The sequence below is a fragment of the Undibacterium sp. Jales W-56 genome, from assembly GCF_025548535.1.
GTDB lineage: Bacteria > Pseudomonadota > Gammaproteobacteria > Burkholderiales > Burkholderiaceae_D > Undibacterium.
Window position 1 is genome coordinate 455,340 of record NZ_JAJLQW010000001.1, and the last position, 25,368, is coordinate 480,707.

Sequence of the window (25,368 nt, forward strand, 5' to 3'; positions counted from 1 at the left end):
ACAATAAAAAACGGGGCAGATGATTGCCCCGTTTTTTTATGCATCGCCCTTGATCAGCCTGCGATTTTTTCCCATTTATCCAGCGCTTCGATTAATAACTCGTCGAGTTCTGCATAGCGTGCGTTGAGCTTGTTCGCTTCATCCGGGCCATTCTTGTAGAGATGGACGTCGTTGAGTTTTTCGGTAATGGCTTTTTGCTCCGCCTCCATTGCGGCGATCAGATTCGGCAATTCATCCAGCTCACGTTGCTCTTTATAGCTGAGTTTCTTTTGCTTGGCGGCTGGTGCAGAGGCGCTGGCTTTAGCATCGGTTTTAGCGTCGGATTTTGTCTCTGGTTTGCTGCTCGTCTTGATCAGCGGAGTCGAGTTGCGATAACGTTCCCAATCCGAATAGCCGCCGATAAATTCGCCCCACTGACCGTCGCCTTCGGCCACGATTACTTGCGTGACGACATTGTCGAGGAAGGTTCTGTCATGGCTGACCAGGAATACGGTGCCGTCGTAATCTTCCAATAATTCTTCCAGCAATTCGAGCGTATCGATATCCAGGTCATTGGTTGGTTCATCGAGTACCAGGACGTTGGCCGGCTTGGCGAACAAGCGGGCCAGCAGCAGGCGGTTGCGCTCACCGCCGGACAGGGATTTGACGGGAGAGCGCGCACGTTCCGGTGCGAACAGGAAGTCGCCGAGATACGACATTACGTGTTTGCGCTGGCCGTTGATCTCGACAAAATCACTGCCTGGCGCAATCGTATCGGCCAGACTCATCTCGTCGTTTAACTGCGCGCGCATTTGGTCGAAGTAGGCGATCTGCAACTTGCTGCCTTGTTTGATCGTGCCGCTATCGGGGTCGTCTTGCCCCAGGATCAGTTTCAGTAAAGTCGTTTTGCCGGCACCGTTCTGGCCGATCAGGCCGATCTTGTCGCCGCGCATAATGATGCTGGAGAAGTCGCGTACGATGACTTTTTCGCCAAAGGACTTGCAGATGTTTTCCAGTTCCGCGACGATCTTGCCTGAGCGTTCGCCTGTCGTCACATCAAGCTTGACCTGACCTTGCTGATCACGGCGGGCACTGCGTTGCAGGCGCAGATTCTCTAGCCGCTTGACGCGGCCTTCATCACGTACCCGGCGGGCTTTGACGCCTTTGCGTATCCAGATTTCTTCTTGTGCGAGGAACTTGTCGAACTTGGCGTTCTCCACTTCCTCGTTCTCGAGTTGTTCTTCTTTGCGTGTCTGGTAGGTCGTGAAGTTGCCCGGGTAAGAGGTAATCTTGCCGCGGTCCAGTTCAATGATGCGCGTCGCCACGTTATCCAGGAAGCTACGATCATGCGTGATGAACAGCACGCTGCCTTTAAAGTCGCGCAACAGGCCTTCCAGCCATTTGATCGAAGAAAAATCCAGATGATTGGTCGGTTCATCAAGCAACAGCACGTCCGGTGCGCTGACCAGGGCGCAGGCCAATGCCACGCGTTTTTTCATGCCGCCGGACAGCGTGCTCATGATGGCGTCTTTGCTCAGGTTCAGCTTATCCAGCGTAGTCTCAACCTTGTTAGTCAGGCTCCAGGCATCAGCCGCATCGAGCTTGACCTGAATGTCATGCATGCGCTCCATCAACGCTTCATCATCATCGCCGCCGAACTGACCGGTCAGCGCTTCATACTCTGCCAGCAAGGCTGCCATTTCGCCCATGCCGGAGGCAACCGCATCAAATACGCTGATATCCGGCGAGAATTGCGGTTCCTGCTCGACATAGGCAATTTTGATGCCTTGTTGCATCACCAGCAAGCCGTCATCCAGCTTCGATGTGCCGGCGATGATTTTAAGGAGCGAGGATTTGCCGGTACCATTGCGGCCAATCAAGCCGACGCGCTCGGCGGCCTCGATAGAAAATTCTGCGTGATCGAGCAGGGCGACGTGACCGAATGCCAACTGGGCATTGCTGAGTGAAATGACTGCCATAAATACCTGGTGAACGAGGGTGTGTTTAACTAAAGCTGGGAGAGTCGGTTAATCGGCGATAAACTGTTAAATCAGGCTTAAAGCAACCGAAATCTGCTGAAATTGGATGAATAAAGGCAGTATTGTACTTGAGCCGGCGTCATCTATCGTAAAAGCTGCGAATTGCTTGTTGTGCTACGCTCAGGTAAGATGCTGCTCTCTTCCAAAGAGCACGGCGGTACTGGTGCTCGAATAGAGTCTCTCCGTAGCACAATGGATAGTGCACATGCCTCCTAAGCGTGGGATACAAGTTCGATTCTTGTCGGAGGGACCAATAGCCTATTGCATTCCCTTGGCCCGGAATTGCCTGTACTTCTTCTGAAATCGCATTGTCCATTTTGTGCTAGTCTTTCTGCTCTAAAAGTATTCATCCGCAGGAGTGCGTCATGTTCGGCATCGTCAATTACCCCACCTTTGTATTCACTGTTCTATTGTTCCTGGCGATACCTGGTCCCGGATTATTGGGGATCGTTGCGGCGACCGGCAAGCATGGCCGGCGGGCTGGCTTTGCCAGTACGCTCGGCGTGGTTGCCGGTGACTGGGTGCATATGACGCTGGCGGGTATTGGGGTGGCGGCGCTGTTGCAGGCGAATCCGCTGGTGTTTAAGGCGATTCAATATCTGGGCGCGGCTTACCTGATCTATATCGGCGTGACTTTATTGCGAGTGAAAGCGCTTGAATCGAATTCTTCGTCGGGACTCGAGGCGAATGGCGGTACGCAGGATTTTCGTCGTTTGTTTTTGATTACCCTGATGAATCCCAAAGCGATCGTGTTTTATATGGCGTTCTTCCCTTTGTTTATTAATCCTGCTGAGCATCATGGTGCCTGGACTTTATTGGCAATGGGCGTGACGGTGAGCTGCTTGACGGTGTTGTTTTGTTTTTCCGTCGTGTTGCTGGTGAATCTCATCACGACGCGTTTGAAGAAAAATGCCTGGATAGGCCGAGTCGCGCATAAAGTCGCCGGGGTGACGCTGATTGGGTTTGGCATCAAATTATCGACGAATTAAATTAACGAATCGGCTGTGATGCGCGACCAATCCGCACAGGAATTAGATCGCCTGCAAAGCAGAAGGTTTAGAATACACAGCGAGCATTTTTATATCAATTAAAAGAGAGAGACAAATGGCGAAAGCATCATTTCAGTGGGACGATCCTTTATTGTTGTCATCGCAGTTGAGCGATGAAGAGCGCATGGTGCAGGAAGCGGCGCGCGTGTATTGCGAAGAGAAACTGGCGCCGCGGGTATTAGAGGCTTTTCGCCATGAAAAAACGGATGCGTCGATTTTTCCTGAAATGGGTGCGCTGGGTTTGCTGGGTCCGACGATCCCGGCGGAATACGGTGGCGCCGGTCTTAATTATGTTTCTTACGGCTTGATCGCGCGCGAAGTTGAGCGTGTCGATTCCGGTTATCGCTCGATGATGAGCGTACAGAGTTCCCTGGTGATGGTGCCGATCAATGAGTTCGGTAGCGAGGCGCAAAAACAAAAATATTTGCCGAAACTGGCCAGCGGCGAGTGGATCGGTTGCTTTGGCCTGACCGAGCCGAATCATGGCTCGGATCCCGGCAGTATGGAGACGCGCGCCAGAACCGTGCCAGGCGGTTATTCATTAAGCGGCGCGAAAATGTGGATTACCAATAGCCCGATTGCCGATGTGTTTGTGGTCTGGGCGAAAACCGACGATGGGCGCATTCGCGGCTTCATTTTGGAAAAAGCCTGGAAAGGTTTATCGGCACCGGCTATTCATGGCAAGGTCGGGTTGCGCGCATCGATTACGGGTGAAATCGTGATGGATGAAGTCTTCGTGCCGGAAGAAAATATGCTGCCCAAAGTTGAAGGCCTGAAAGGCCCTTTCACTTGCCTGAACTCGGCACGCTACGGGATCGCCTGGGGCGCGCTCGGTGCGGCAGAATTCTGCTGGCATACGGCACGTCAGTACACCATGGACCGTATGCAGTTTGGCCGTCCCCTGGCCGCGAATCAACTGATCCAGAAAAAACTCGCAGATATGCAGACCGAAATTACGATGGCCTTGCAAGGCTGCCTGCGCCTGGGGCGCATGAAGGACGAGGGCACCGCATCGGTAGAAATTACGTCGATCATGAAGCGTAATTCCTGCGGTAAATCACTCGATATCGCCCGCATGGCGCGCGATATGTTGGGCGGTAACGGGATCTCGGACGAATACGGCGTAGCGCGTCATCTGGTGAATCTGGAAGTCGTGAATACCTATGAAGGTACGCATGATATTCATGCCTTGATCCTGGGACGTGCGCAGACAGGCATTGCGGCGTTTTAAGTAGAGTCAAAACTTGTGCAAAAAAACAAACCTCTTGTTGTCGAGACACAGAGACGCAGAGGAAAGCAAGAGTAAACAGCGCCACGGAATGATGATATTCAAAACGAACCCGCAGGCTGGATGAGCCTGTTGGCACGAAATGCCTCTGAAAGCCGCAGCCAGCCTGCGGGTTCAATCGGGCGTTGTGGTAAGCAGCTTGTCGTTTTGCGTAAATCCTAAGAGTAAGAGCTAAGGCAAAAAAGGGCGTGCGCGCCCTTTTTTAATGACCGCTCAGCGTTTCGATTCGATTGCGGCCCCGCGATTTGGCCAGGTATAAGGCTTGATCTGCGAGAGACAGCAAGACTTGCGGCGAGGTTTCTTTGCTCGGATGCAGGGCGGCGATGCCCATGCTGACCGTCACGTAGGGACCGATTTCCGAGGCGGGGTGATGGATCGCTTCTTCGGCTAAGCGCGTCTTGATGCGTTCGGCGAATGCCATGGCGTGTGGCAGATCTGCATCGACCACCAGCACGACAAATTCTTCGCCGCCATAACGTGCAATAAAATCGCCGCTACGTTGCGCGGTTTCTTTCAGCAATGCGCCGACGCGACGCAGACATTCATCACCGCTGGCATGCCCCGAAATATCATTGATCAGTTTGAAAAAATCGATATCGATCATGATCGCCGCCAGCGAATGTTTGCTGCGGGTGGCGCGCAGCCATTCGCTTTCCAGGGTTTCATCGAGGGTGCGGCGATTGAACAGGCGGGTCAGTGCATCGGTACGTGAGAGCCAGTGCAATTCATTATTGGCGTGTATCAGTTGTTCGTTCAGGCGCTCTGCACGGTCTTGCTGTAGACGCAGTTGTACCTCAAGTTCGGAACTGACATCCAGCAGCTTGTCCGCCATGCGATTGACCGAGTAGGACAGCATACCCAGCTCGTCGCGTGACGCATGTTGCATGCGACGCTTCAGGTCGCCGCTGGCAATCATCACTGCGACTTCGGCCATGTGCAGGATAGGCAGTGTGAAATGACTGGAGAGCCAGACGGCAATCGCGGCGGTCACCACAAACACAGTCAGCATCAATGCCAGCCAGAGATTGCGCTGGTCGCGCAAGGGTTTGTAGGCATCTTCCTGATCGATCTTGACGATGATGGTCCAGTTCGGCTGCGCCAGATTGTGGGTATAGGCGAGTACCGGGGTGCCGCGGTAATCTTTGCCGCTCAGCAGGTGACGTTCTTCGGAGGTGCCCGAGCGTGCCTCATGGATGCGGGTCAATTTGACAACGGGCACGTCTTCCAGCATCGCAAAACGCAGCGGCGTGATGGGACGCGGCGCGCCATTGGCATCGATCTCGGTGATGATGAGTTCTTCCGAAACCCAGCCGGCGCTGCTGCCGGAGATCGCACGTAACGGCTCCATACTGGTCAGTATCACCAGGATGCCGATCACGCGTCGCCCATCCATCAGCGGCCCGCCCGCGCGGATCAGCCTGCGTCCATCGGCACCGACGATGCTGGCGGTAATCAGCGGATTGGTGAGCAAGCTATCCCGGGTGCTGACATCGAGTTGTTGCGACTCCTGACTGATCGCCGATACCGAGGTGATCAGTTTGCCGTCTATCCCATAGATCAGGACATTGTCGATGAAAGATGCGCTGCGTTTGGCGTCGTTGAGCAGTTCATTGGCCTGTTCCAATGCGCCATCGCTGCGATGATCGATGTAAGCGCTGACGGATTTGCTGAGTTGGGTACGGTTGCTCATGAGCTGTAATTCAGCCCGCAGAAAATGATTGAACTCGTCGATTCTTTGCGCATGCAGTCGCGCAACTGAGGCCAGATGAGATTCGATGGCGATTTCCATCGAGCGCTGACTGACAAAGAAGAAGGTCGCAACGGCGGCCAGCATGCACAGGATAGCGACGCCCATGACCAGCATCATGAGTTGTTCGCGCAGGCCGAACCAACTGCGGGGGGGCAAAGGGGCCAGAGCGATTGCGGCGTCTGTATTGCCAGGGTTGGCGCCGTTGGTTGCGATGACAGTCGATGGACTGCCGTTGACCATCCCATTGTGTGTGGCCGGTTCTTGCTGTCTATCGCGCGTCGCCATGGCATCACCTGCTAACACTGACCGCTACATCAAAATAGCGGTGCGGTAGGAATCGATATTGAGCTGCTTGTTTCTACTAATTAGAGCCTGTTTATCCGTGATCTTGTGGGGGAAATTGCTGGGGGTCAAGTCACTTTGGTTTTGCAAGAATTCAAAATTAAGTATGTTGGCAAATAATAAATCAAATCTTGATGAATGTGCGCAATTAGTTGTCTTTTAGTTCATTAATTTTCTTAATGGAGATAGCTGGCATGGAAGATATTCGCAGCTATGTCACACCTATTTATATGGAAACTAACATACTCCCCAATATTTTTATAAAACATGCACTATTCCGCATGTTTTATAGGGGTGTTGAATTAATACTGCATGGGAGTATCAATTTTTTTACATTGCAACGGATGCTTCAACGTTCCTTGAGCACTTTATAAAGCCGTACGCAGAGAAAACAGTTCCGGGAATAACACCACATCCAGCATTTTACGCAGATAGCTGACGCCCGCCGTGCCGCCGGTACCGGCCTTAAAGCCGATGATGCGCTCCACCGTCGTGACGTGGCGGAAGCGCCAGATGCGGAAGGCGGTTTCCATATCGACCAGCTTCTCCGCCAGTTCGTACAGGACCCAATGCTGCTCAGGGGTCTGGTACACCTGCAACCAGGCGGCTTTGACCGACTCATTCGCGATAACGCCTTGCGTCCAGTCCTGATTCAGGCGCGCTGCATCGATCGTAAATCCCTGACGCGCCATCAGCATGATTGCTTCATCATAAATCGATGGCGCATGCAGGGCCGCGCTGAGCGCGGCATGCGCATCGGGATTACTTTCGTGAACGCTCAGCATCTGGGCATTTTTATTTCCGAGCAAAAATTCCAGCTCGCGATACTGATGCGACTGGAAGCCCGACGAATTGCCGAGATAGGGGCGAACGGCGGTGTATTCGCTGGGCGTCATAGTGGCCAGCACATCCCAGGCATGCACCAGTTGGTCCATGATGCGCGCCACGCGCGACAGCATTTTGAAGGCGGGCGGCAAATCGCCGGCGCGCAATAGCGCGCGCACCGCATGCAGTTCATGCAGCATCAATTTAATCCAGAGCTCGCTGGTTTGATGCTGAATGATGAACAGCATTTCATTGTGATTCGGCGAACGCGGATGCTGGGCATTGAGGATTTGATTCAGGCCGAGATAGTCGCCGTAGCTCATGTCGCTACTGAAATCCATCTTTGCGCCATGCCAGGACATAGGGCAGGTTGCTTTGCTGTCGCTGTTGTTATTGGGTTTGTCTTGAGTGCTCATGATGGTCGCTTCAATGGTTGCTGAGTGATTGCCTGGCGGGTGTTGTTTCGTATTCGTGCGGTGCTTCAGGTGACTTCATTGCGTTCGCCTTGCAGCGAGTAAATTTTGTGGTCCAGGATGTCGCGCAAACCTTCTGCCGCATCCCAGACATCGCTAAAGCGCGTGTACAAAGGCGTGAAGCCAAAGCGCATGATGGCGGGTTCGCGATAGTCGCCGATGATGCCGCGTGCAATCAATGCCTGCATCACGGCGTAACCATGCGGATGGCTAAAACTGACCTGGCTGCCGCGTTGCGCGTGCTCGCGCGGCGTGACTAATTTCAGGGGATGCGATGCACAGCGGCTTTCGACCAGATGAATGAATAAATCCGTCAGCGCCAGTGATTTGGCGCGTAGTGCCGTCATCGTGGTTTTGCCAAAAATTTCCAGCCCCGATTCCACCATCGCCAGCGAGACGATAGGCTGGGTGCCGCAGAGCGCGCGCCGTATGCCTGGCGTAGCGCTAAAGCTGGTTTGCATTTCAAACGGCTTGGCATGCCCCCACCAACCAGAGAGCGGGTGGGAGAAGGCTTCCTGATGACGGGTCGGCACCCAGATAAAGGCCGGCGATCCCGGACCGCCGTTCAGATATTTATAGGTGCAGCCGACGGCGAAATCGGCTTTTGCCTCATTCAATTGCACCGGTACTGCGCCGGCAGAATGTGCCAGATCCCACAGCATTAATGCGCCTTGCGCATGTGCGTGCGCCGTGACCGCAGTCATGTCATGCAGATAGCCGCTACGATAATTGACATGGGTCAGCATGACCAGGGCAGTGTGCTTGTCGATCGCTTTGTGCAGCTCTTCCGGCGTATCGACCAGCCGCAATTGATAGCCGCGATCCAGCCAGCGCGTCAGCCCTTCGGCGATGTAGATATCTGTCGGGAAATTGCTGCGCTCAGTGACGATGATGTGGCGTTCCGCGTTGGCGGGATTGCTCGCCTGAATCTGTAAGGCTGCGGCAATCGCCTTGAATAAATTAATCGAGGTCGAGTCGGTGACGACGACTTCGTTTTGTCTCGCACCGATCAGCGGGGCGAGCAAATTGCCGAGTCGCGAAGGCAGCTCAAACCAGCCAGCCGTATTCCAGCTCTTGATCAGGTCGTTTCCCCATTCCTGGCGTATCACTTGCTGGGCGCGGCTTGCTGAGGATTTCGGCATGGCGCCGAGCGAATTGCCATCGAGGTAAATCACGCCGTCTGGCAAATCGAATTCTTGTCTTAGCCCAGCCAGCGCATCTTGCGCATCGAGCTTCAGGCAGTGTTGGCGGTCAATTGTAGTCATGGTGAACAACTCAGAAAGTAAGTGAACGGAGAACGGCGCGTACCGGGCTGGCATCGAGTCCGGCGAGTTTGAGCGGCAGGGCGATTAATTCGTAATCTCCTGCGCTGATGTCATCGAGCACGATACCTTCGAGTATCGCCATCTGGTGCTGTCGCACTGCCCAATGACAGTCCATGGTCTTGGATGTCTGCGGATCCAGCGAAGGGCTGTCGATGCCGACCAGCCGCACGCCATGCGTCGCCAATAAGGCAATCGTGGCAGGTGCAATGTGCGGGAAATGATCGTCCCACCGATCCTGTGGCGCCTTGAAATAAGTGCGGAGCAAAACCCGTGGCGGCGTCCCCGCCAATTGCGCTGCAATATGCTCAGGCTCGACCGTCGTCCTGCCTATGCAATGGATCACCCGACAGGCGCCGATGTACGTAGTCAGATCGACCTGATCAATAGCTAAACCGGAGGGATCGTAATGCGAGGGCGCATCGCAATGCGCGCCGGTATGCGTGGACATGCTGATTTTGCTGACCTTGACCGGGCAGCCGTCGGCAATCTGCCAGGTGGTGTCGGATGCATAGGCTGTGTCGCCGGGCCAGACCGGCATGCCGTGCTGCATGGTGGGTGTAATGTCCCAGATGCGTGGGATAGCGGCGGGCATAAGCGGTCTCCTTCAGTCGATTTGTAGAGATAATTTTATGCTGAAAATGTCGATGAGTTCTTGCAAATTGCTATGGATAATCGAGATTTTGTAGAATAAACTGCGAATAATTATTCAATATTCGATGGGATGTGCGAAATGCAATTAGATGCAACCGATATGAAGATTTTGCACTTCCTGCAAAGCGAAGGGCGCATCAGCAACCAGGATCTGGCAGACAGGGTATTTTTATCGCCCTCGTCATGCTTGCGGCGGGTCCGGATGCTGGAAGAGGCAGGCATCATCAGCCGCTATAGTGCGGTACTCGATGCGACGGCTTTGGGCCTGGAAGTCGATGCGTTTGTGCAGGTGACGATGCGGCGCGATGTCGAGCAGTGGCATGAGAATTTTTCAGCGGCGCTGCAAAGCTGGCCGGAAGTGGTGGGCTCTTACATTATTACCGGCGACGCCAATTATCTGCTCAGAGTGAAGGCGCGCAATCTGAAACATTACTCGTCCTTTGTACTGGAGCGTTTGTACAAGACCACGGGTGTTCTGGACATACGCTCGAATATCGTGCTGCAGACCTTAAAGGATACGAATGAGATTGCCACGGGCTTGCTGCAATCTGAAAAATAAGCGGGTGAAATTATGCGCCAATCCACGGCAGGTTTTTTTGACACCAGCCGCCGGTCGATTTGCGATGACCTGCCGCATCTCTATCGCCTTCAAAGCCCTCCAAGATATCAAAACAAGCCGAATAGCCGTTTTCTGTAGCCAGTTTGGCCGCATGCCTTGAGCGCACCCCTGAACGGCACAAAAACAACAAGATCGTTGCGGTGTCCGGTGCTGCCGCTTGCAGTTCAGATAAAAAGCCGGGGTTAGGTGCGCCGCCCGGATAGAGGTTCCATTGCACCGCTTTGTGCTGCGCTTCCGGCAATGCCACTCGACCTACCCAATCGCGTTCCGCATTGGTGCGCACATCCACCAGCACCACTCCGGCATCATTTTGCAACAGTGAAAACGCTTCTTCCGGCGTCACGGCGCCGGCATAAGGAAGCCCTGATTCCTGAGCGCGTTGACGGGCGATGGCAATGAGTTCGGTTGTCATAGTGGACTTTATTGGCTGAGTGTGGTTGGAATAATTATGCCCCATACCGGTAAGCATAGTCATGCAATCCCACTCAATAATTATCTTTTAATCATATCCTTATAACTTGCGAGCTATCAACTGCAAAGCGATGCGCACCAAAATAAAGCAATATTTTTTAAATTTCATTAAAGTGCATTAAATAAGTGCGGCATTTGTATTTTGCAATTAAATGGTGCAAATATGTAGCAAACGATTTTGAGCAGGTTTGACGAAGGCATCGGAAAAGTGGCTAGAAAACAGGGGTTTAGCGCTTTTGTTGCGAACCTTACGATTGCTCAGAAGATGGCATGGATTCTGCTATTATCCTCGGTGAGTTTTGCTAATAGCTTGGTGTACTATAGTTAGGCGGATTTTTACCCTGGCCGTTATTTAAATGCAGTCAGGATAAATTATCAGCTTGGATCACCGCTGCAGAGCTGGGTTGATTAGCAGACCGCTCAGCATCTTACGAATTTATTTTTAGCTCTATTTGAGGAGTTTCACATGGCAATGACAGCCGCAGAAGTCTTGAAAATGGCGAAAGACAACGAAGTTAAGTTCGTTGATTTCCGCTTTGCTGATACCCGAGGCAAAGAACAGCACGTGACTGTTCCAGTTTCCCAGTTCGGTATGGATAAATTCGAATCTGGCCACGCATTTGACGGCTCGTCTATCGCCGGCTGGAAAGGGATCGAAGCATCCGATATGTTGTTGATGCCTGATCCAAATACCGCCAACATCGATCCATTCATGGAAGAAACCACATTGTTCATGCAATGTGACGTGATCGAGCCAGCCGATGGCAAAGGTTATGATCGTGACCCACGTTCTATCGCCAAGCGCGCAGAAGCTTACCTGAAATCTTCCGGCATCGGCGACACAGCTTACTTCGGTCCAGAACCGGAATTCTTCATTTTCGACAGCGTACGCTGGAAAATCGATATGTCCGGCTGCTTCGTCAAGATCGATTCCGAAGAAGCATCATGGACTACAGGCGAAAAACTCGAAGGCGGCAACACCGGTCACCGTCCGACAGTCAAAGGCGGCTATTTCCCGGTTCCGCCGGTCGACAGCTTCCAGGACATGCGTTCTGAAATGTGCCTGATCCTGGAATCCCTGGGCATCCCGGTCGAAGTGCACCACCATGAAGTCGCCGGTGCCGGCCAGAACGAAATCGGCACCAAGTTCTCCACCCTGGTCGAGCGTGCCGACTGGACCCAGAACCTGAAATACGTGGTCTGGAACGTGGCGCATACCTACGGCAAGACAGCGACTTTCATGCCTAAGCCTATTGTCGGCGACAATGGCTCCGGCATGCACGTGCATCAGTCGATCTGGAAAGACGGCAAAAACCTGTTCGCAGGCGACGGCTATGCCGGTCTGTCCGAATTCGCGCTGTACTACATCGGCGGCATCATCAAGCATGCACGCGCCTTGAATGCGATCACTAACCCAGGTACCAACTCATACAAGCGTCTGGTCCCAGGTTACGAAGCGCCGGTCAAGCTGGCATATTCTGCTAAAAACCGTTCTGCCTCGATCCGTATTCCTTATGTGGCGAATCCAAAAGGCCGTCGCGTTGAAGCGCGTTTCCCGGACCCTCTGGCGAATCCCTACCTGTGCTTTTCCGCATTGATGATGGCTGGCCTGGACGGTGTTCAGAACAAGATTCACCCTGGCGAAGCGGCTTCCAAAGATCTGTACCACTTGCCGCCAGAAGAAGATGCATTGATCCCAACAGTCTGCCATTCCCTGGAGCAAGCCCTGGAAGCGCTGGACAAGGATCGCGAATTCCTGACCCGCGGCGGGGTGTTCAGCGACAGCATGATCGATGCTTACATCGAACTGAAAATGCAAGATGTACAACGTATGCGCATGACGACACATCCTGCAGAATTCGATATGTACTACTCCCTGTAATTTCTCAGGAAATGATAGAAACCGAAAACGGGGTAATTACCCCGTTTTTTTTCGTCTTTTTGTTTAATATGCGCGAAAGCGGAGGTTTCCCCTGGTTTGTTACTGATTGTCACACGGAATGTCCCGTTAACCGAACGCCGCAATTGTGCTGTGCGCCTGCTTGGAATACACTAAAGTTGTTAGTGACCAAACCTTGACAAAATGAATCAACTTTTACGTGCTGTAATTTTCTCTGCTGCGACGCTCGGTTCGTTCGCCTCCACGGCGTCGTTGGCATTTGCTGATGGCGACGTCTATCTATGTGTTGATGAGAACGGTAAAAAGGAATATAAAAATACCGGCGAGACCAAAGGCTGTAAGCGCGTCGAGCTGCCCGGCATTACCGTCATACCGGCACCCGCACTCCCTAAAAAAACGGCGGCCAAACCGGCCTCGGCACCTGGCGATTTCCCGAAAGTAGATGAGGGTACGCAAAAAGCGCGCGATTCGGACCGCCGTCAGATTTTGCAGGATGAATTAAAAACAGAGGAGCAAAAATTAGCGAATCTGAAAAAAGACTATAACAACGGCGAACCGGAACGACGCGGCGATGAAAAGAACTACGCCAAATATCAAGAACGCACCATAATGATGAAAGATGATATTAGTCGCACCGAAAAAAACATCGAGGCACTGAAACGAGAACTCAGTAATTTGAAATAAATGTTCAATATCTGAGAAATAGACATTTCAGGCATGATGCTTGCGTAACAAGGTCGCACTAGGCGGCCTTTTTTTATGGATCATTTTGATTACTTCTATGACCTCGTTTGCTGGACTTGATTTGCTGACATCTGCGGTGATTGTATTGGATGCGGATAGCTGTATCTTGTATGCGAATGCCGCTGCAGAAAACATGCTGGACAGCTCGGCAAAATCGTTGTCCCAACTCAGATTGACCGATCTTTTTCTGAACGGCGAAGAATTATTAGCCGTATTCGATCAGGCGGTCGCACATCAGTTTGCCGACAAGCGCCAGGACCTCACCCTGGAACGCGCTGGCCGCGACCCCTTGCATGTGCATAGCATCGTGACGGCCCTGGAAAATCCGGCAACCCCGGTCCTGATCGAATTACGCGAGAACGTGCAGCAGCTCAAGCTCGACCGGGAGGAGCGTATGCTCGATCAGAGCAAGGCGAACAAAGAATTGATCCGCAATCTGGCCCATGAGATCAAGAATCCTCTTGGCGGCATACGCGGCGCCGCGCAATTGCTGGAGCTGGAATTGCCGGAGCGCCAGTTAAAAGAATTACGCGAATATACCCAGGTCATCATCAAAGAGGCTGACCGCCTGCAAACATTGGTTGATCGCTTGTTAGCCCCGCATCGTTTGCCGCACATCGTGGGCGATGTGAATATTCACGAAGTGTGCGAACGCGTGCGCAGCTTGATTTTTGCGGAATTCCCGCAGGGTTTGAGCATCAGGCGCGATTACGATTTATCGATACCGGAATTTCGCGGCGACAAAGAGCAGTTGATTCAAACCGTATTAAACATTGCACATAACGCAGCGCAGGCCTTGAGTGAACGGATTAAACAAGGCGATGCTGAACTGACTTTCAAGTCGCGCGTAGTACGTCAGATCACTTTAGCCAAGGTGCGCTACAGGCTGGCATTAGATTTGCATATCATCGATAACGGACCAGGTATCCCAGCCGAAATTCGCAACCGCATTTTTTATCCTCTGGTGTCAGGGCGAGATGGCGGCAGCGGATTAGGACTGACTTTGGCGCAAACCTTCATCGAGCAACATATGGGGGTAATTGAATGCGAAAGTCGACCGGGATGCACGGATTTCCGCATTTTAATTCCACTACCTTAAAGCAGGGAACTGGCAGCCGGTACATCACAAGTGTCCCGATCTAATGTGCTTATTTTTCTTACGCAGGATGTAAAACGATTATATGAAACCAATCTGGATAGTTGACGATGATGATTCCATTCGCTGGGTGCTGGAGAAGGCGCTGGCGCGTGAGAATCTCGCAAGCAAGAGCTTCACGAATGCCCGTGATGCGATGACGGCGTTGCAAAGCGATACGCCGCAAGTATTGGTGTCCGACATCCGCATGCATGGCGCATCTGGCCTTGAACTGTTGCAAGTCGTTAAAGCAAAATATCCCGGATTGCCGGTGATTATCATGACCGCTTTTTCGGATCTGGAATCGGCAGTAGCGGCATTTCAGGGCGGCGCGTTTGAATATTTAGCGAAGCCTTTCGATTTAGATAAAGCGGTTGAGTTGATCCGTCGCGCACTCGATGAAAGCCTGCGCGAATCGAATGTCGAGCAGAACGTTTCTGAGACTCCGGAAATTTTAGGACAAGCACCGGCGATGCAGGATGTATTTCGTGCCATCGGGCGCTTATCGCAATCGCATGTGACCGTCTTGATCACGGGTGAATCCGGTAGCGGTAAGGAACTGGTAGCGCGTGCTTTACATAAACATAGTCCCAGATCGGCACAACCTTTCATCGCCTTGAATACCGCCGCTATTCCGAAAGATTTGCTGGAGTCGGAATTATTCGGCCACGAGCGCGGCGCATTTACCGGTGCGCAGGCGACCCGGCGCGGGCGTTTTGAGCAAGCTGAAGGCGGCACTTTATTTCTCGATGAGATCGGCGATATGCCTTTTGACTTGCAGACGCGATTATTGCGGGTGCTGTCTGATGGACATTTTTATCGGGTAGGCGGACATCAGCCTATGAAGGCGAATGTGCGCGTGATTGCAGCAACGCATCAAAATCTGGAGTCGCGTGTTAAAGACGGCTTGTTCCGCGAAGACTTATATCATCGCCTGAATGTGATCCGCCTGCGTTTGCCTAGTTTGCGTGAACGTCGCGAAGATATTCCGTTGCTGACCAAATTTTTCCTGGCCCAAAGCGCCAAACAATTGGGCGTAGAAGTCAAACGCATGTCAGAACCTGCCTTACAATTCTTGTCGGGATTGGAGTTTCCAGGCAATGTGCGCCAATTGGAAAATCTGTGTAACTGGATCACTGTCATGGCGCCGGGGCAAACGGTAGAGATCCCTGATCTGCCGCAGGATTTGGTTCCTGCCGCCAGTCAGCTTGTTGCACTGAGTTCACCTTATCAAGCCAGCGATATGCAGTCCCGCCATGCCGAGGTGAATACGGGACATGCGGCAACGAGTAATAGCACCGGCTTTGCCAACGGCAGTATCAGCGATGTGCAGAGTCAACATAAAGCCGAGAGCTGGATGAGTTTATTGGAAGCAGAGGCTACTGCCATGCTGGCCCAGGGACAATCCGAAGTCATCGATAAGCTGGGCAGGAGTTTTGAGTCTATCGTCATCAAGGCCGCATTGAAGCATACGCACGGCAGGAAAAATGATGCAGCGATTCGGTTGGGCATAGGCCGCAATACGATTACCAGAAAGATTCAGGAACTCGGTATTGACGGCGCGAAAGACGAATAATCCAGCGATCCTGCCGTTGAATTTTTAGAGGTAAATTGATTCTCAAGGTGCCGCTCCTGAACCACAGTAGCGGCACCTTTTTTATTGTCTGGAGTTGTTATGCTGCCTGGTTTGCGCATGGTTGATCTCGCCGATGCAGAAGCTATCTGCCGGATATATAACTATTACGTAGTGAATACCACGATTTCTTTTGAGGAGGAAGAAGTCAGCGTGACTGAAATGACGCGCCGTATTTCGGAGGTGAGCAATGACTATCCATGGTTAGTGCTGGAAAGAGACGGCATGCTGATCGGTTATGCCTATGCCAGTAAGTGGAAGCCGCGCTCTGCGTATCGATTTTCGGTCGAGTGCTCGGTCTATCTGTCGAATGACGCGCTGGGACAAGGTGCGGGAACGCTATTGTACGAGAGCTTATTCGAGCAGTTGCGCAAGTTGGGTGTGCATACTTTGATCGGTGGAATTGCTTTGCCGAACGCCGCCAGTGTGGCTTTGCACGAAAAATTAGGATTTTCCAAGGTCGCCCATTTTTCGCAAATCGGGTTTAAAAAAGATGGTTGGGTGGATGTCGCTTATTGGCAAAAAACGCTTTAAGGCTAAATTTCTTTGCGCCATGAATAATAGGACTTGCGCAAAACGATCAGCTGCTTACCGCAACGTATATTGAACCCGCAGGCTGGATGCGGCTTTCAGAAGCATTTCGTGCCAACAGGCGCATCCAGCTTGCGGGTTCATTTGAGTATCGACACCCGATGAAGTCTGTTCCTTCCCCTGCCTGTTCTCTGTGTCTGCGTGTCTTTGTGGTGAGCGATTGGAGTTTTTGCGTCAATCCTAAAGAACATGCTGTCTGTGGGATGCCGGAAAAAATTGTTTTATTTGGTCAAGGTATCAGAGTATGATTTTCAATAGTGAGTGCAAACAAGCTTCATCACTCATTGACTTTGAAAGCTTGTTACGGTCTTCTTCGTGCATATCGAACCAATTAAGGGCGGTAACAGTGTCCATACTGTTACATGCTGTCTTTAAAGGAGATGCAATATGAATTTCGATGCGCTTTTTCAGCAACAAAATGCCCTGCCAATCATTCCTAAAGTGGTTCAGGAAGTCATCGACAGTTTTAACAATGAAGACGTGTCAATCGATGAAATTGCAAAGAAACTCTCCGCAGATCAGGTACTTAGCGCCAAGTTGTTGAGATTGGCGAATTCCTCTTATTACCACTCCTCCCGTAGCGTTGGCACGGTCGAAGATGCCGTGCTGATGCTGGGATTTATGACCGTACGTACTCTGGTCGTCAGTAGCGGATTGACCGCTAGTTTTAAGGCGATGCCCGGCGTGGATTTGAAAAAATTCTGGCGCTACAGTTTGCATACGGCAATCATTGCCAAATGGTTGGCGAAGCACTTGCGCAATAATTCCGATTTTGCATTTACCGTCGGCATGATGCACGCCATCGGCCAGCTTGTAATGCATGCCGGCATGCCAGAAAACATGTTGCAAGTTGATAAAATTGCGAGTCCTTATGATTCGCGCCGTCTGGATGTTGAACGCGCTTCTCTGGGCTACAATTTTTCTGATGTGGGAGCCGAGTTGGCGAAACGCTGGCGTTTCCCGGATAATTTTTCCTCGGTCATACTGGCATTCCCGGAGCCGTTAGCGGCAACCTTGTTTGACCCTATGGCTGCCGTGATTCATCTCGCCGCATGGCGCTCGCGTTCGCTGGAAAATAATTATTCTGCCGAAGAGTTGCAGGCAACTTTCCCTGAAGATATCGCAAAAAAGTTGGGTATTTCAGCAAATGCGATACTCAACGATATGCCGCCAATCGCCCAATTGAGCCAGGGTATGGAAGAGTTGATCGCTTAAGCCGGCGCCATAGATGTCATCTTACAGATGGCATCAAATTACTTGGCTTGCTGTTGCATATCCATTGCAAGTGCTTCTGCTACCCGAATGCCGTCAATCGCGGCAGATAAAATACCCCCGGCATAACCGGCGCCTTCGCCGGCCGGGTACAGTCCTTTTGTATTCAGACTCTGCAGGCTATGATCGTCGCGTTTGATGCGAATCGGTGATGACGTTCTGGTTTCAACACCGGTCATCACGGCGTCGTTCATCGCGAAACCTTTGATCTGCTTGTCGAACTCAGGCAAGGCTTCACGAATCGCATCAATCGCGAAAGCAGGCAAGGCTTCCGCCAGATCCACCAGCGTAATCCCCGGTTTGTACGACGGGATGACCGTACCTAATTCGGTCGATGTTTTTTTCGCTAAAAAATCACCAACCAGCTGACCTGGCGCATTGTAATTCTCACCGCCCAATTGATAGGCCAAGGATTCCAATTTACGCTGGAAATCAATGCCGGCCAATGGGTGCTCAGGATAGTCGGCCGGTGTGATGCCGACCACGATCGCGCTATTGGCGTTGCGTTCATTGCGTGAATATTGGCTCATGCCATTGGTAACGACACGACCGGGTTCCGAGGCGGCGGCGACCACGGTGCCGCCCGGGCACATACAGAAGCTATACACAGAACGTCCATTGCTTGCATGATGGACTAACTTGTAATCAGCGGCGCCGAGAATTTTATTGCCGGCATTCGGCCCGAATCGCGCCTTGTCAATAATCGATTGCGGATGCTCAATGCGGAAGCCAACCGAGAATGGCTTCGCCTCGACATAAATACCGCGCTGATGCACCATCTGGAAAGTATCGCGCGCGCTATGGCCGACGGCAAGTACCACATGCCGGGTAGCCAGATACGAGCCATCCGCTAACTGCACGCCTTTGACTTGTCCGTCTTCAATATCGATATCGGTGACCTTTTGCTGGAAGCGGATCTCACCTCCGAGCGCTTCGATATTCGAACGCATTTCCTCGATCATTTTGACCAGGCGGAAAGTCCCGATATGCGGTTTGCTGACATACATAATTTCTTCCGGCGCGCCAGCCTTGACGAATTCCGCGAGCACTTTACGACCGTAGTGTTTCGGATCCTTGACCTGACTCCATAATTTGCCATCGGAAAATGTACCCGCTCCGCCTTCGCCGAATTGCACATTCGATTCTGGCTGCAACTCGCGTTTGCGCCACAGGCCCCAGGTGTCTTTGGTGCGTTCACGTACTTCTTTGCCGCGCTCCAGCACGATAGGGCGAAATCCCATTTGCGCCAGAATCAAAGCGACAAACAGGCCGCAAGGGCCGAAGCCGATGATGACAGGGCGCAGTACAGGCGCGGCGTCAACCTGGGTAACGAAGCGGTAGCTGGTATCCGGGGTCAGAGCGATATGCGGTTTGTTCTTCAGACTTGCCAGCAGTTGATCGCCTTGCTTTGTTGTTACATCGATGGTGTAAATTAAAACGATGGCGGTCTTTTTGCGCGCATCGTAGCTGCGCCGGAAAATAATAAAACTGATCAGATCGTCTTCAGAAATGCCAAGTCGCTGCAAAATCGCCGTTTTGATAGCGGATTCGGGATGATCAAGAGGGAGTTGTATGTCAGTCAGGCGTAGCATTTACAGTATTCCAGGTAAAACAGAAATCAAGATGATGTCCGCAAGGTAAAATTGCGGACCAGTCCAGTATTTTACCCTTAAGCGTGTTCGGTTCACTCAGCGGTATAGCGATGTCCGGCTGATTTCTCTATCTTATCTATCGGCCAGACAACTGTTGTCATTGAAAACTACTCAAAGAAAGCAAAAATCATGATTCAACTTTACTACTATCCAGGCAATGCCAATCTGGCGCCGCATATGATTCTCGAGGAAATGGGCATTCCATACGAGCTGGTATTGCTCGATACCGAGAAGAAAGAGCATCAACAAGCGGCCTATATGAAGCTCAATCCGACCGGCAAGATTCCTACATTGCTGGACGATGGCCTGGTGTTGACCGAAACGGCGGCGATCTGCCTGCATCTGGCGGATAAGTATTCCGGTGGCAAGCTGGTGCCAGCTTTGGGAACGCCGCAGCGCGCGCAATTATATCGGTGGCTGATGTACCTGACGAATACCCTGCAGGCAGAGCTGATTACGTATTTTTATCCGCATCGTCTCGCGCAGGAGGAGGCCGCGATCGCCCAGGTAAAAGCCAATGCGGAAGCCCGTGTCGCCGAGATGATCGATTTATTGGAGAACAGCCTGGCGCAATCCGGCGGTGCTTATTTATTGGGCGAGCAATTCACGTTACTCGATCCCTATCTGTTCATGCTGTGTCGCTGGACACGCAACATGCATAAGCCTGCGCGCAAGCGTGAACATCTGGGCAGATTCCTCAATCTGCTGGCAGAGCGTCCTTGTGTGCAGCGGACTTTTGAGATGGAAGGCATTGCTGCGCCTTATTTCTGATACCGAATTCGCCACTGGTATTTCGCAGCTTATTTGAAAACGCATAGACGAGCTTAAGCGGGGCTGGCGGCTAGGTTTATCTGCCAGATCTGCTAGATAGCCGCCCTAGACCAGCGCAATTTGTGCCATGCGTTTTGTTGTGCGGGATTCAGAAATGTCCAGGCCAGAAAACGACTTTGCTTTTGTCCCTGATTCATGGAGATCGTTTTGCTGTCGTGCACGCCGGCCTGTTTGAGTGCGGCATGCAGGCTGGGCAGGTTTGCTGATTTTGATACCAGCGTGGTAAACCAGAAGCAGCGGGTCGGCATCTGTTTACTCTCTTTGATCATGCGCTGTATAAAAGCCGCTTCACCGCCGGGACACCAAAGCTCGGCATCTTGCCCGCCGAAGTTCAGGGTGCTGTTCCGGCCATCGTCTTCTTTCCCCAGGTTGCGCCACTTGCGTTGCGTGCCTTCAGCGGCTTCTTTGGCCGAACTGTGAAACGGTGGGTTGCACATGGTCAGGTCGTACCATTCATGGTCTGCAACTACTTCTTTAAAAATCGCATTCTTCGATGTTTGCTGCCGTAGGTGTATCGCGGCAGTCAAGCCTGGATTGGCATCGAGTATGCTTTGCGCATGGGTGAGTGAAGCAGAACTGATATCCGTCCCGACAAATTGCCATTGATATTCTGCATGACCGATCAGGGGATAAATGCAATTAGCGCCAACCCCGATATCCAGCACTTGTACGGCGCTGCCTGTGGGGATTTTGCCGCCGTTGCTGCCGGCCAGAAGATCGGCGAGATAATGCAGATAATCGGCGCGACCAGGTATCGGCGGGCATAGATTATCCGGCGGAATATCCCATGCGGCTATGTTGTAAGCGTGTTTCAGCAAGGCGCGATTCAATGCTCTGACAGCCTGCGGATTGGCGAAATCAATACTGGTTTCACCGTTACTATGTTCTTCAATAAATGCCAGCAGCGATGGCTCGGCAGACGTCAGTTTTGCGAAGTCATAGCGGCCTTGATGACGGTTGCGCGGGTGCAGTTTACCGTTGCCGGAGCGGCGTTCAGATGTTGTTGCAACGGGTTTCGCAGTCATTACGCAGCCAGATGAATTTGATTTCAAGGCAGGGATTTGCACAGACTGCTTGCCAGATACGCAGCGACATAATCGTCGAAGTTCCCGGTTTGTTCTTGCTCCAGTTTTGCCGTTTCTGCCAGCGAGCTATCTGCCAGTTCCTTGAAATAGCGGCTTTCCCCGGCATTCGGCGGATTCGCTTTAAAGTAGGCGGCATGCTGTTCGCTCTGATGCAGGCCAAACCGATGGAAAGAATCACCGTGATCGCCCATCGCCTGCAAGACGCGCGCCGATGGCGTCAACGTTGCATCCTGTAGTTTTTGTAATTGCGCTTGCATACTGCGGGCGTGGCTATCGGTGCCGTGCTCCTGATCCAGTAACTCCGCAACCGCTTGCATTTTGGCGAGCAAGGCTTGCCCCCATTCCTGCAAATGAATGGCCTCGCCTTGTCGCAGCAAGGATAAGCCGGGACGCCGGCCTTCTTTGACGGTGAGCGCAAAGTTCGCGGCTTGTTCCCGGCTTTCCTCCGCCGAAATGGCAGGGCTGGCATCTAAGGCGCAAAACAGCAGGAACACATCGAGGAAACGCGAGGTCTCCAGATTGATACCGATCGGTTCAAAAGGATCGACGTCCATGCAACGTACTTCGATGTATTGCACACCTCGACCGCACAGGGCTTGTATCGGACGCTCGCCGCTACGGATCACGCGTTTAGGGCGGATCGTCGAGTAATACTCATTTTCTATTTGCAGGATATTGGTGCTGAGTTGTATCCATTCGCCTTCGCTATTCTTGATGCCAAATCTGGCATACGGCGGATAGGGTTTGCTGACTGCATCCGACAGCGTTTTGACATAGTTTTCCAGACTGTTTTCTTGCGGACGCAAACCGGATTGCGCATCGTTCTGGTAGCCCAGATCGCTCATGCGCAAGCTGGTTGCATACGGAAGATACAGCGTGTCTTCGGATAAGCGTTCGAGTTGATGGTCGCGGCCTTGCAAGAAGCAACGCGACAAGGCCGGTGAAGCACCAAACAAATACATGAGCAGCCAGCTATAACGGCGGAAATTGCGAATCAATGCAATATAGCTTTCGGACTGAAAATCCTGCTCGGTACCGGACACATCCTCTTCTCGTTTTAACAAAGACCATAGCTTCTCAGGCAGCGAATAATTGTAGTGAATACCAGCGATACATTGCATGGCTTTGCCGTAGCGCAAGGCCAGGCCGCGACGATATACATGCTTCAGCATACCGATGTGCGACTTGCCATACCAGGCGATTTGAATGTCCGCCTCAGCCGGCAAAATGCTGGGCATCGATTGGCTCCACAGCATTTCGCTACCCAGCGCGCTATACGCGACGCGGTGTATGGTATTTAGTTTTTCTAAGGTGGTAGCGATATCGTTATCGGTAGGCGTGATGAATTCCAGCAGAGCTTCAGCATAGTCAGTCGTGATTTGTGCATGGGTCAGCGTAGAACCAAGGGCGATCGGGTGCGCGCTAGCTGCCAGTTTGCCTGTGGGATCAATGCGCAGAGTTTCCCGCTCTATCCCGCGCAAGCCCTGGCTTAATAGCGGACGATGCTCTTCTTGAGTCAATAATGCCAGGCGGCGTGTCAATTGAGTATGCAAAAATATCCCCTAGGTATTCCAATTTGGTCAGCAAAACGTACGTGTGCGAGAGATTAACCGAAATTGAAAAACGGCGTTTGCGATGCGATTTTTGATCGCATGGCGCGGGCATGCAGTTGCATTTATAAGACTGACGCAAAACGACAAGCTGCTTACCGCAATGTACATCGAAACCGCAGGCTGTATGCGGCTTTCCGAGACATTTCGTGCCAACAGGCGCATCCAGCTTGCGGGTTCATTTGAATATCAAACGCCATGCTGCCTTTCCTCTCTTGCCGTGTCTGCGTATTTCGGTGCTGAGAGGTTTTGGTTTTTGCGGAAATCCTGATTTATTAAATGGGGTTTTGTTCCTATTACGGTGAGTTTGCCTAATCGCGCCCTCTTCGCCGCGGCTCAGGGTTAACCTGGCGAATTTTTTATCTTTATGTTTGATAACGTACAGAGCGACGACGCACTAGTCGTTATCTTGCTTACATCCAGGTTATTGATATGCTTGATGCAAATGTAATCGGGTTATTTTGAAAATAAAGAATCTGAAATTTTTTTGCCCAAAAAATGTCATGTTGGACTACCGGCGCTGGCGGTCGGGAAATATACCAGCACCATATTTACGGTCATTGATTGGCTATTGTCGAAAAAAAGGATTACATCAGGCAATTCGCGATATCCATCATGCGGACCTTCTCAGCAAGTAATCAAGACAGCGCAAGACAGCGCAAGACAGCGATGAAATCAAAAATCAAAAGACCGACCTTACACCTCCCGCACGAACGGGATGAGGTAACCGATGCCCAGCCTATTGCTCCCAAACAGAAGATGAAACAGGCCTACAGTGATCTTCAGCGAGGTATGGTGGATACCGATATGCATGGCGAACGCGGTGTTGAAACTGTCGTCACTATAAAAACGAAAGTTTTTAAAACATTCTCTGGCAGAAAATAAAGTGCCGCTGAATTAAACGCCAATAGTGTCGCCTTTGGTGTGATACCGAACGGACGCCCATCGATTGACAAGCGAAGATGAATTCCGATTGTTAATGAAAGGAATTCGAAATGACTTATGTTGAACGCGATACCTACGGCATCTATAAAGAGAACGGCAAAAAAGGTCCAGGTCCAGAACTGATGGGCGCCGACACCTTGATTGGCGATCATGTTCATAATTTGGCCGATGAACATTTGGGCGATATCAAAGAGATTATGCTCGACATGCGCTCCGGCAAAATCGCTTATGCGGTTCTTTCCTTTGGCGGTGTATTCAGCATCGGTGAAAAATTACTTGCGGTTCCGTGGAGTGCACTACAACTGGATACGCTGAATAAACAATTCCGACTGAATGTGAGCAAAGAACGATTTGAAAGTGCGCCTGGTTTTGATTCAAATAATTGGCCGGATATGGCAGATCAATCTTGGGTTGATGGGGTACAAAGTTATTACGATGCGAAAGACGCTTAGTAACTAAACCCGGTTACCACACGTAATTCTGCCGTCGCAATTTTATTAAAAACAGCCGTTTAGTTACGGCTGTTTTTCTTGGGGCCGATGTTGTCAGCGGCGGTCCGTGCGCATGCGGTTTTGCCAGGCCTCATCTCTCATTTTATTTAAGGCTTACGCACAACGATAAGATGTTCGCCACAATTCAGATTGAACCCGTAGGCTGGATGCGGTTTTCAGAGGTATTTCGTGCCAGCAGGCCCACCCCGCTTGCGGGTTCATTTGAGGTAACTTCCAAAAACCCCCTACTCGAGCACATCGCGTTGTTACAAAGCCTCGCAAACCCACGTTTCTCTTGCGCTAAATACTCTATAGCTCTGTAGGTATTTTTTGCGTAATCCTGAAAAATCGCTATTCAGGCATCAAACTCGCTCCCCTCTGTTTGAATCTGAATAACTACGCGACTACACGTTTCCCCCGCTTCGACTAACTCGTCCTCAAGCAATCATCGAGCAATCACGATTTTTCGATATCACGTGTCGTATCTACGCCACGAAATTGATATTGGTCGGCTGATTTCAGATCGCATTTTCTGTGTCTTGCAGGAAATAAATAGGTAAAAAAGACCGATTTATTGGTGAAAGTTACTTTTTAAATAATTAAATCAGGGCGTGTTGATATCTAAATCGATATCGAGATTGCCGAAAAATTGATTGGAGAGATTTTTG

Annotated in this window: 21 protein-coding genes and 1 tRNA gene; 13 read left to right on the plus strand and 9 right to left on the minus strand. The window is 51.6% G+C overall.

All coding sequences use genetic code 11. From position 1 onward, the window contains the following. Positions 1-53 precede the first annotated feature (53 nt). Positions 54-1,958, minus strand: coding sequence for an ATP-binding cassette domain-containing protein (locus tag LPB67_RS02040; RefSeq protein WP_262835400.1), 1,905 nt, complete (start codon positions 1,956-1,958; stop codon positions 54-56). Between the two features lie 238 nt (positions 1,959-2,196). Between LPB67_RS02040 and LPB67_RS02045 the strand changes: the two genes are divergently transcribed. The 3 genes from LPB67_RS02045 (at position 2,197) to LPB67_RS02055 (ending at position 4,298) form a co-directional block, all read left to right on the plus strand. Then, positions 2,197-2,271, plus strand: a tRNA-Arg gene (locus LPB67_RS02045). Between the two features lie 112 nt (positions 2,272-2,383). Further along, on the plus strand, positions 2,384-3,007 hold the full coding sequence (locus LPB67_RS02050) for a LysE family translocator (RefSeq protein WP_262835401.1): 624 nt from the start codon (positions 2,384-2,386) through the stop codon (positions 3,005-3,007). A 115-nt stretch (positions 3,008-3,122) separates the two neighbouring features. Then, positions 3,123-4,298: an acyl-CoA dehydrogenase gene (locus LPB67_RS02055; RefSeq protein WP_262835402.1), complete on the plus strand. Its 1,176-nt coding sequence runs from the start codon at positions 3,123-3,125 to the stop codon at positions 4,296-4,298. 259 nt (positions 4,299-4,557) lie between these two features. On the opposite strand, the gene LPB67_RS02060 is transcribed toward LPB67_RS02055, so the two are convergent. From LPB67_RS02060 to kynB, 4 genes are all read right to left on the minus strand, one after another. Beyond that, positions 4,558-6,390, minus strand: coding sequence for a diguanylate cyclase (locus LPB67_RS02060; RefSeq protein WP_262835403.1), 1,833 nt, complete (start codon positions 6,388-6,390; stop codon positions 4,558-4,560). 425 nt (positions 6,391-6,815) lie between these two features. Continuing rightward, entirely contained in the window at positions 6,816-7,688 is an 873-nt protein-coding gene (gene kynA, locus LPB67_RS02065) for a tryptophan 2,3-dioxygenase (RefSeq protein ID WP_262835404.1), read from the minus strand. Between the two features lie 65 nt (positions 7,689-7,753). Then, positions 7,754-9,010: a kynureninase gene (kynU, locus tag LPB67_RS02070; RefSeq protein WP_262835405.1), complete on the minus strand. Its 1,257-nt coding sequence runs from the start codon at positions 9,008-9,010 to the stop codon at positions 7,754-7,756. Between the two features lie 10 nt (positions 9,011-9,020). Beyond that, on the minus strand, positions 9,021-9,662 hold the full coding sequence (kynB, locus tag LPB67_RS02075) for an arylformamidase (RefSeq protein ID WP_262835406.1): 642 nt from the start codon (positions 9,660-9,662) through the stop codon (positions 9,021-9,023). A 138-nt stretch (positions 9,663-9,800) separates the two neighbouring features. Between kynB and LPB67_RS02080 the strand changes: the two genes are divergently transcribed. Then, a complete protein-coding gene (locus LPB67_RS02080) occupies positions 9,801-10,280 on the plus strand; it encodes an Lrp/AsnC family transcriptional regulator (RefSeq protein WP_262835407.1) in 480 nt (159 codons plus the stop codon). Between the two features lie 10 nt (positions 10,281-10,290). Here the strand turns inward: LPB67_RS02080 and LPB67_RS02085 are convergent, their stop codons facing one another. Then, entirely contained in the window at positions 10,291-10,752 is a 462-nt protein-coding gene (locus LPB67_RS02085; RefSeq protein WP_262835408.1) for a rhodanese-like domain-containing protein, read from the minus strand. Positions 10,753-11,277: 525 nt separating this feature from the next. Between LPB67_RS02085 and glnA the strand changes: the two genes are divergently transcribed. The 6 genes from glnA to LPB67_RS02115 all read left to right on the plus strand — a co-directional run bounded on the left by glnA (position 11,278) and on the right by LPB67_RS02115 (position 18,029). Beyond that, on the plus strand, positions 11,278-12,693 hold the full coding sequence (gene glnA / locus LPB67_RS02090; RefSeq protein WP_262835409.1) for a type I glutamate--ammonia ligase: 1,416 nt from the start codon (positions 11,278-11,280) through the stop codon (positions 12,691-12,693). Positions 12,694-12,894: 201 nt separating this feature from the next. After that, positions 12,895-13,395 carry a DUF4124 domain-containing protein gene (locus LPB67_RS02095; protein ID WP_262835410.1) on the plus strand — a complete coding sequence of 167 codons (501 nt, stop codon included), beginning with the start codon at positions 12,895-12,897 and terminating at the stop codon, positions 13,393-13,395. Positions 13,396-13,492: 97 nt separating this feature from the next. Further along, positions 13,493-14,554, plus strand: a complete 1,062-nt coding sequence (glnL, locus tag LPB67_RS02100; RefSeq protein ID WP_262835411.1) for a nitrogen regulation protein NR(II) — start codon at positions 13,493-13,495, stop codon at positions 14,552-14,554. An 82-nt stretch (positions 14,555-14,636) separates the two neighbouring features. Further along, the gene (gene ntrC / locus LPB67_RS02105; RefSeq protein ID WP_262835412.1) at positions 14,637-16,166 is read left to right on the plus strand and encodes a nitrogen regulation protein NR(I); all 1,530 of its coding nucleotides are present in this window, start codon (positions 14,637-14,639) and stop codon (positions 16,164-16,166) included. A 99-nt stretch (positions 16,167-16,265) separates the two neighbouring features. After that, on the plus strand, positions 16,266-16,757 hold the full coding sequence (locus LPB67_RS02110; RefSeq protein ID WP_262835413.1) for an arsinothricin resistance N-acetyltransferase ArsN1 family B: 492 nt from the start codon (positions 16,266-16,268) through the stop codon (positions 16,755-16,757). Between the two features lie 444 nt (positions 16,758-17,201). Continuing rightward, entirely contained in the window at positions 17,202-18,029 is an 828-nt protein-coding gene (locus LPB67_RS02115; protein WP_262835414.1) for an HDOD domain-containing protein, read from the plus strand. 38 nt (positions 18,030-18,067) lie between these two features. Here LPB67_RS02115 and LPB67_RS02120 read toward each other — a convergent pair whose 3' ends face one another. Continuing rightward, a complete protein-coding gene (locus LPB67_RS02120) occupies positions 18,068-19,678 on the minus strand; it encodes an NAD(P)/FAD-dependent oxidoreductase (RefSeq protein ID WP_262835415.1) in 1,611 nt (536 codons plus the stop codon). A 189-nt stretch (positions 19,679-19,867) separates the two neighbouring features. Between LPB67_RS02120 and LPB67_RS02125 the strand changes: the two genes are divergently transcribed. Further along, entirely contained in the window at positions 19,868-20,509 is a 642-nt protein-coding gene (locus LPB67_RS02125) for a glutathione S-transferase family protein (protein ID WP_262835416.1), read from the plus strand. A gap of 92 nt (positions 20,510-20,601) precedes the next feature. On the opposite strand, the gene rlmF is transcribed toward LPB67_RS02125, so the two are convergent. Both rlmF and gshA read right to left on the minus strand, forming a co-directional pair. After that, positions 20,602-21,594 carry a 23S rRNA (adenine(1618)-N(6))-methyltransferase RlmF gene (gene rlmF, locus LPB67_RS02130; RefSeq protein ID WP_262835417.1) on the minus strand — a complete coding sequence of 331 codons (993 nt, stop codon included), beginning with the start codon at positions 21,592-21,594 and terminating at the stop codon, positions 20,602-20,604. A 23-nt stretch (positions 21,595-21,617) separates the two neighbouring features. Further along, positions 21,618-23,207, minus strand: coding sequence for a glutamate--cysteine ligase (gene gshA / locus LPB67_RS02135; RefSeq protein WP_262835418.1), 1,590 nt, complete (start codon positions 23,205-23,207; stop codon positions 21,618-21,620). A gap of 621 nt (positions 23,208-23,828) precedes the next feature. On the opposite strand from gshA, the gene LPB67_RS02140 reads away from it, so the two are divergent. Next, complete coding sequence (locus LPB67_RS02140) at positions 23,829-24,149, plus strand: hypothetical protein (protein ID WP_262835419.1); 321 nt, start codon at positions 23,829-23,831, stop codon at positions 24,147-24,149. A 110-nt stretch (positions 24,150-24,259) separates the two neighbouring features. Further along, positions 24,260-24,661 (plus strand): PRC-barrel domain-containing protein, encoded by a 402-nt coding sequence (locus LPB67_RS02145; RefSeq protein ID WP_262835420.1) that lies wholly within the window; start codon positions 24,260-24,262, stop codon positions 24,659-24,661. The last annotated feature ends 707 nt before the right edge of the window (positions 24,662-25,368 follow it).

Excerpts from the sequence above, each read along its gene's own strand:
- LPB67_RS02040 (WP_262835400.1), bottom strand. The coding sequence starts at position 1,958 with ATGGCAGTCATTTCACTCAGCAATGCCCAGTTGGCATTCGGTCACGTC.
- LPB67_RS02050 (WP_262835401.1), top strand. The coding sequence starts at position 2,384 with ATGTTCGGCATCGTCAATTACCCCACCTTTGTATTCACTGTTCTATTG.
- LPB67_RS02055 (WP_262835402.1), top strand. The coding sequence starts at position 3,123 with ATGGCGAAAGCATCATTTCAGTGGGACGATCCTTTATTGTTGTCATCG.
- LPB67_RS02060 (WP_262835403.1), bottom strand. The coding sequence starts at position 6,390 with ATGGCGACGCGCGATAGACAGCAAGAACCGGCCACACACAATGGGATG.
- kynA (WP_262835404.1), bottom strand. The coding sequence starts at position 7,688 with ATGAGCACTCAAGACAAACCCAATAACAACAGCGACAGCAAAGCAACC.
- kynU (WP_262835405.1), bottom strand. The coding sequence starts at position 9,010 with ATGACTACAATTGACCGCCAACACTGCCTGAAGCTCGATGCGCAAGAT.
- kynB (WP_262835406.1), bottom strand. The coding sequence starts at position 9,662 with ATGCCCGCCGCTATCCCACGCATCTGGGACATTACACCCACCATGCAG.
- LPB67_RS02080 (WP_262835407.1), top strand. The coding sequence starts at position 9,801 with ATGCAATTAGATGCAACCGATATGAAGATTTTGCACTTCCTGCAAAGC.
- LPB67_RS02085 (WP_262835408.1), bottom strand. The coding sequence starts at position 10,752 with ATGACAACCGAACTCATTGCCATCGCCCGTCAACGCGCTCAGGAATCA.
- glnA (WP_262835409.1), top strand. The coding sequence starts at position 11,278 with ATGGCAATGACAGCCGCAGAAGTCTTGAAAATGGCGAAAGACAACGAA.
- LPB67_RS02095 (WP_262835410.1), top strand. The coding sequence starts at position 12,895 with ATGAATCAACTTTTACGTGCTGTAATTTTCTCTGCTGCGACGCTCGGT.
- glnL (WP_262835411.1), top strand. The coding sequence starts at position 13,493 with ATGACCTCGTTTGCTGGACTTGATTTGCTGACATCTGCGGTGATTGTA.
- ntrC (WP_262835412.1), top strand. The coding sequence starts at position 14,637 with ATGAAACCAATCTGGATAGTTGACGATGATGATTCCATTCGCTGGGTG.
- LPB67_RS02110 (WP_262835413.1), top strand. The coding sequence starts at position 16,266 with ATGCTGCCTGGTTTGCGCATGGTTGATCTCGCCGATGCAGAAGCTATC.
- LPB67_RS02115 (WP_262835414.1), top strand. The coding sequence starts at position 17,202 with ATGAATTTCGATGCGCTTTTTCAGCAACAAAATGCCCTGCCAATCATT.
- LPB67_RS02120 (WP_262835415.1), bottom strand. The coding sequence starts at position 19,678 with ATGCTACGCCTGACTGACATACAACTCCCTCTTGATCATCCCGAATCC.
- LPB67_RS02125 (WP_262835416.1), top strand. The coding sequence starts at position 19,868 with ATGATTCAACTTTACTACTATCCAGGCAATGCCAATCTGGCGCCGCAT.
- rlmF (WP_262835417.1), bottom strand. The coding sequence starts at position 21,594 with ATGACTGCGAAACCCGTTGCAACAACATCTGAACGCCGCTCCGGCAAC.
- LPB67_RS02145 (WP_262835420.1), top strand. The coding sequence starts at position 24,260 with ATGACTTATGTTGAACGCGATACCTACGGCATCTATAAAGAGAACGGC.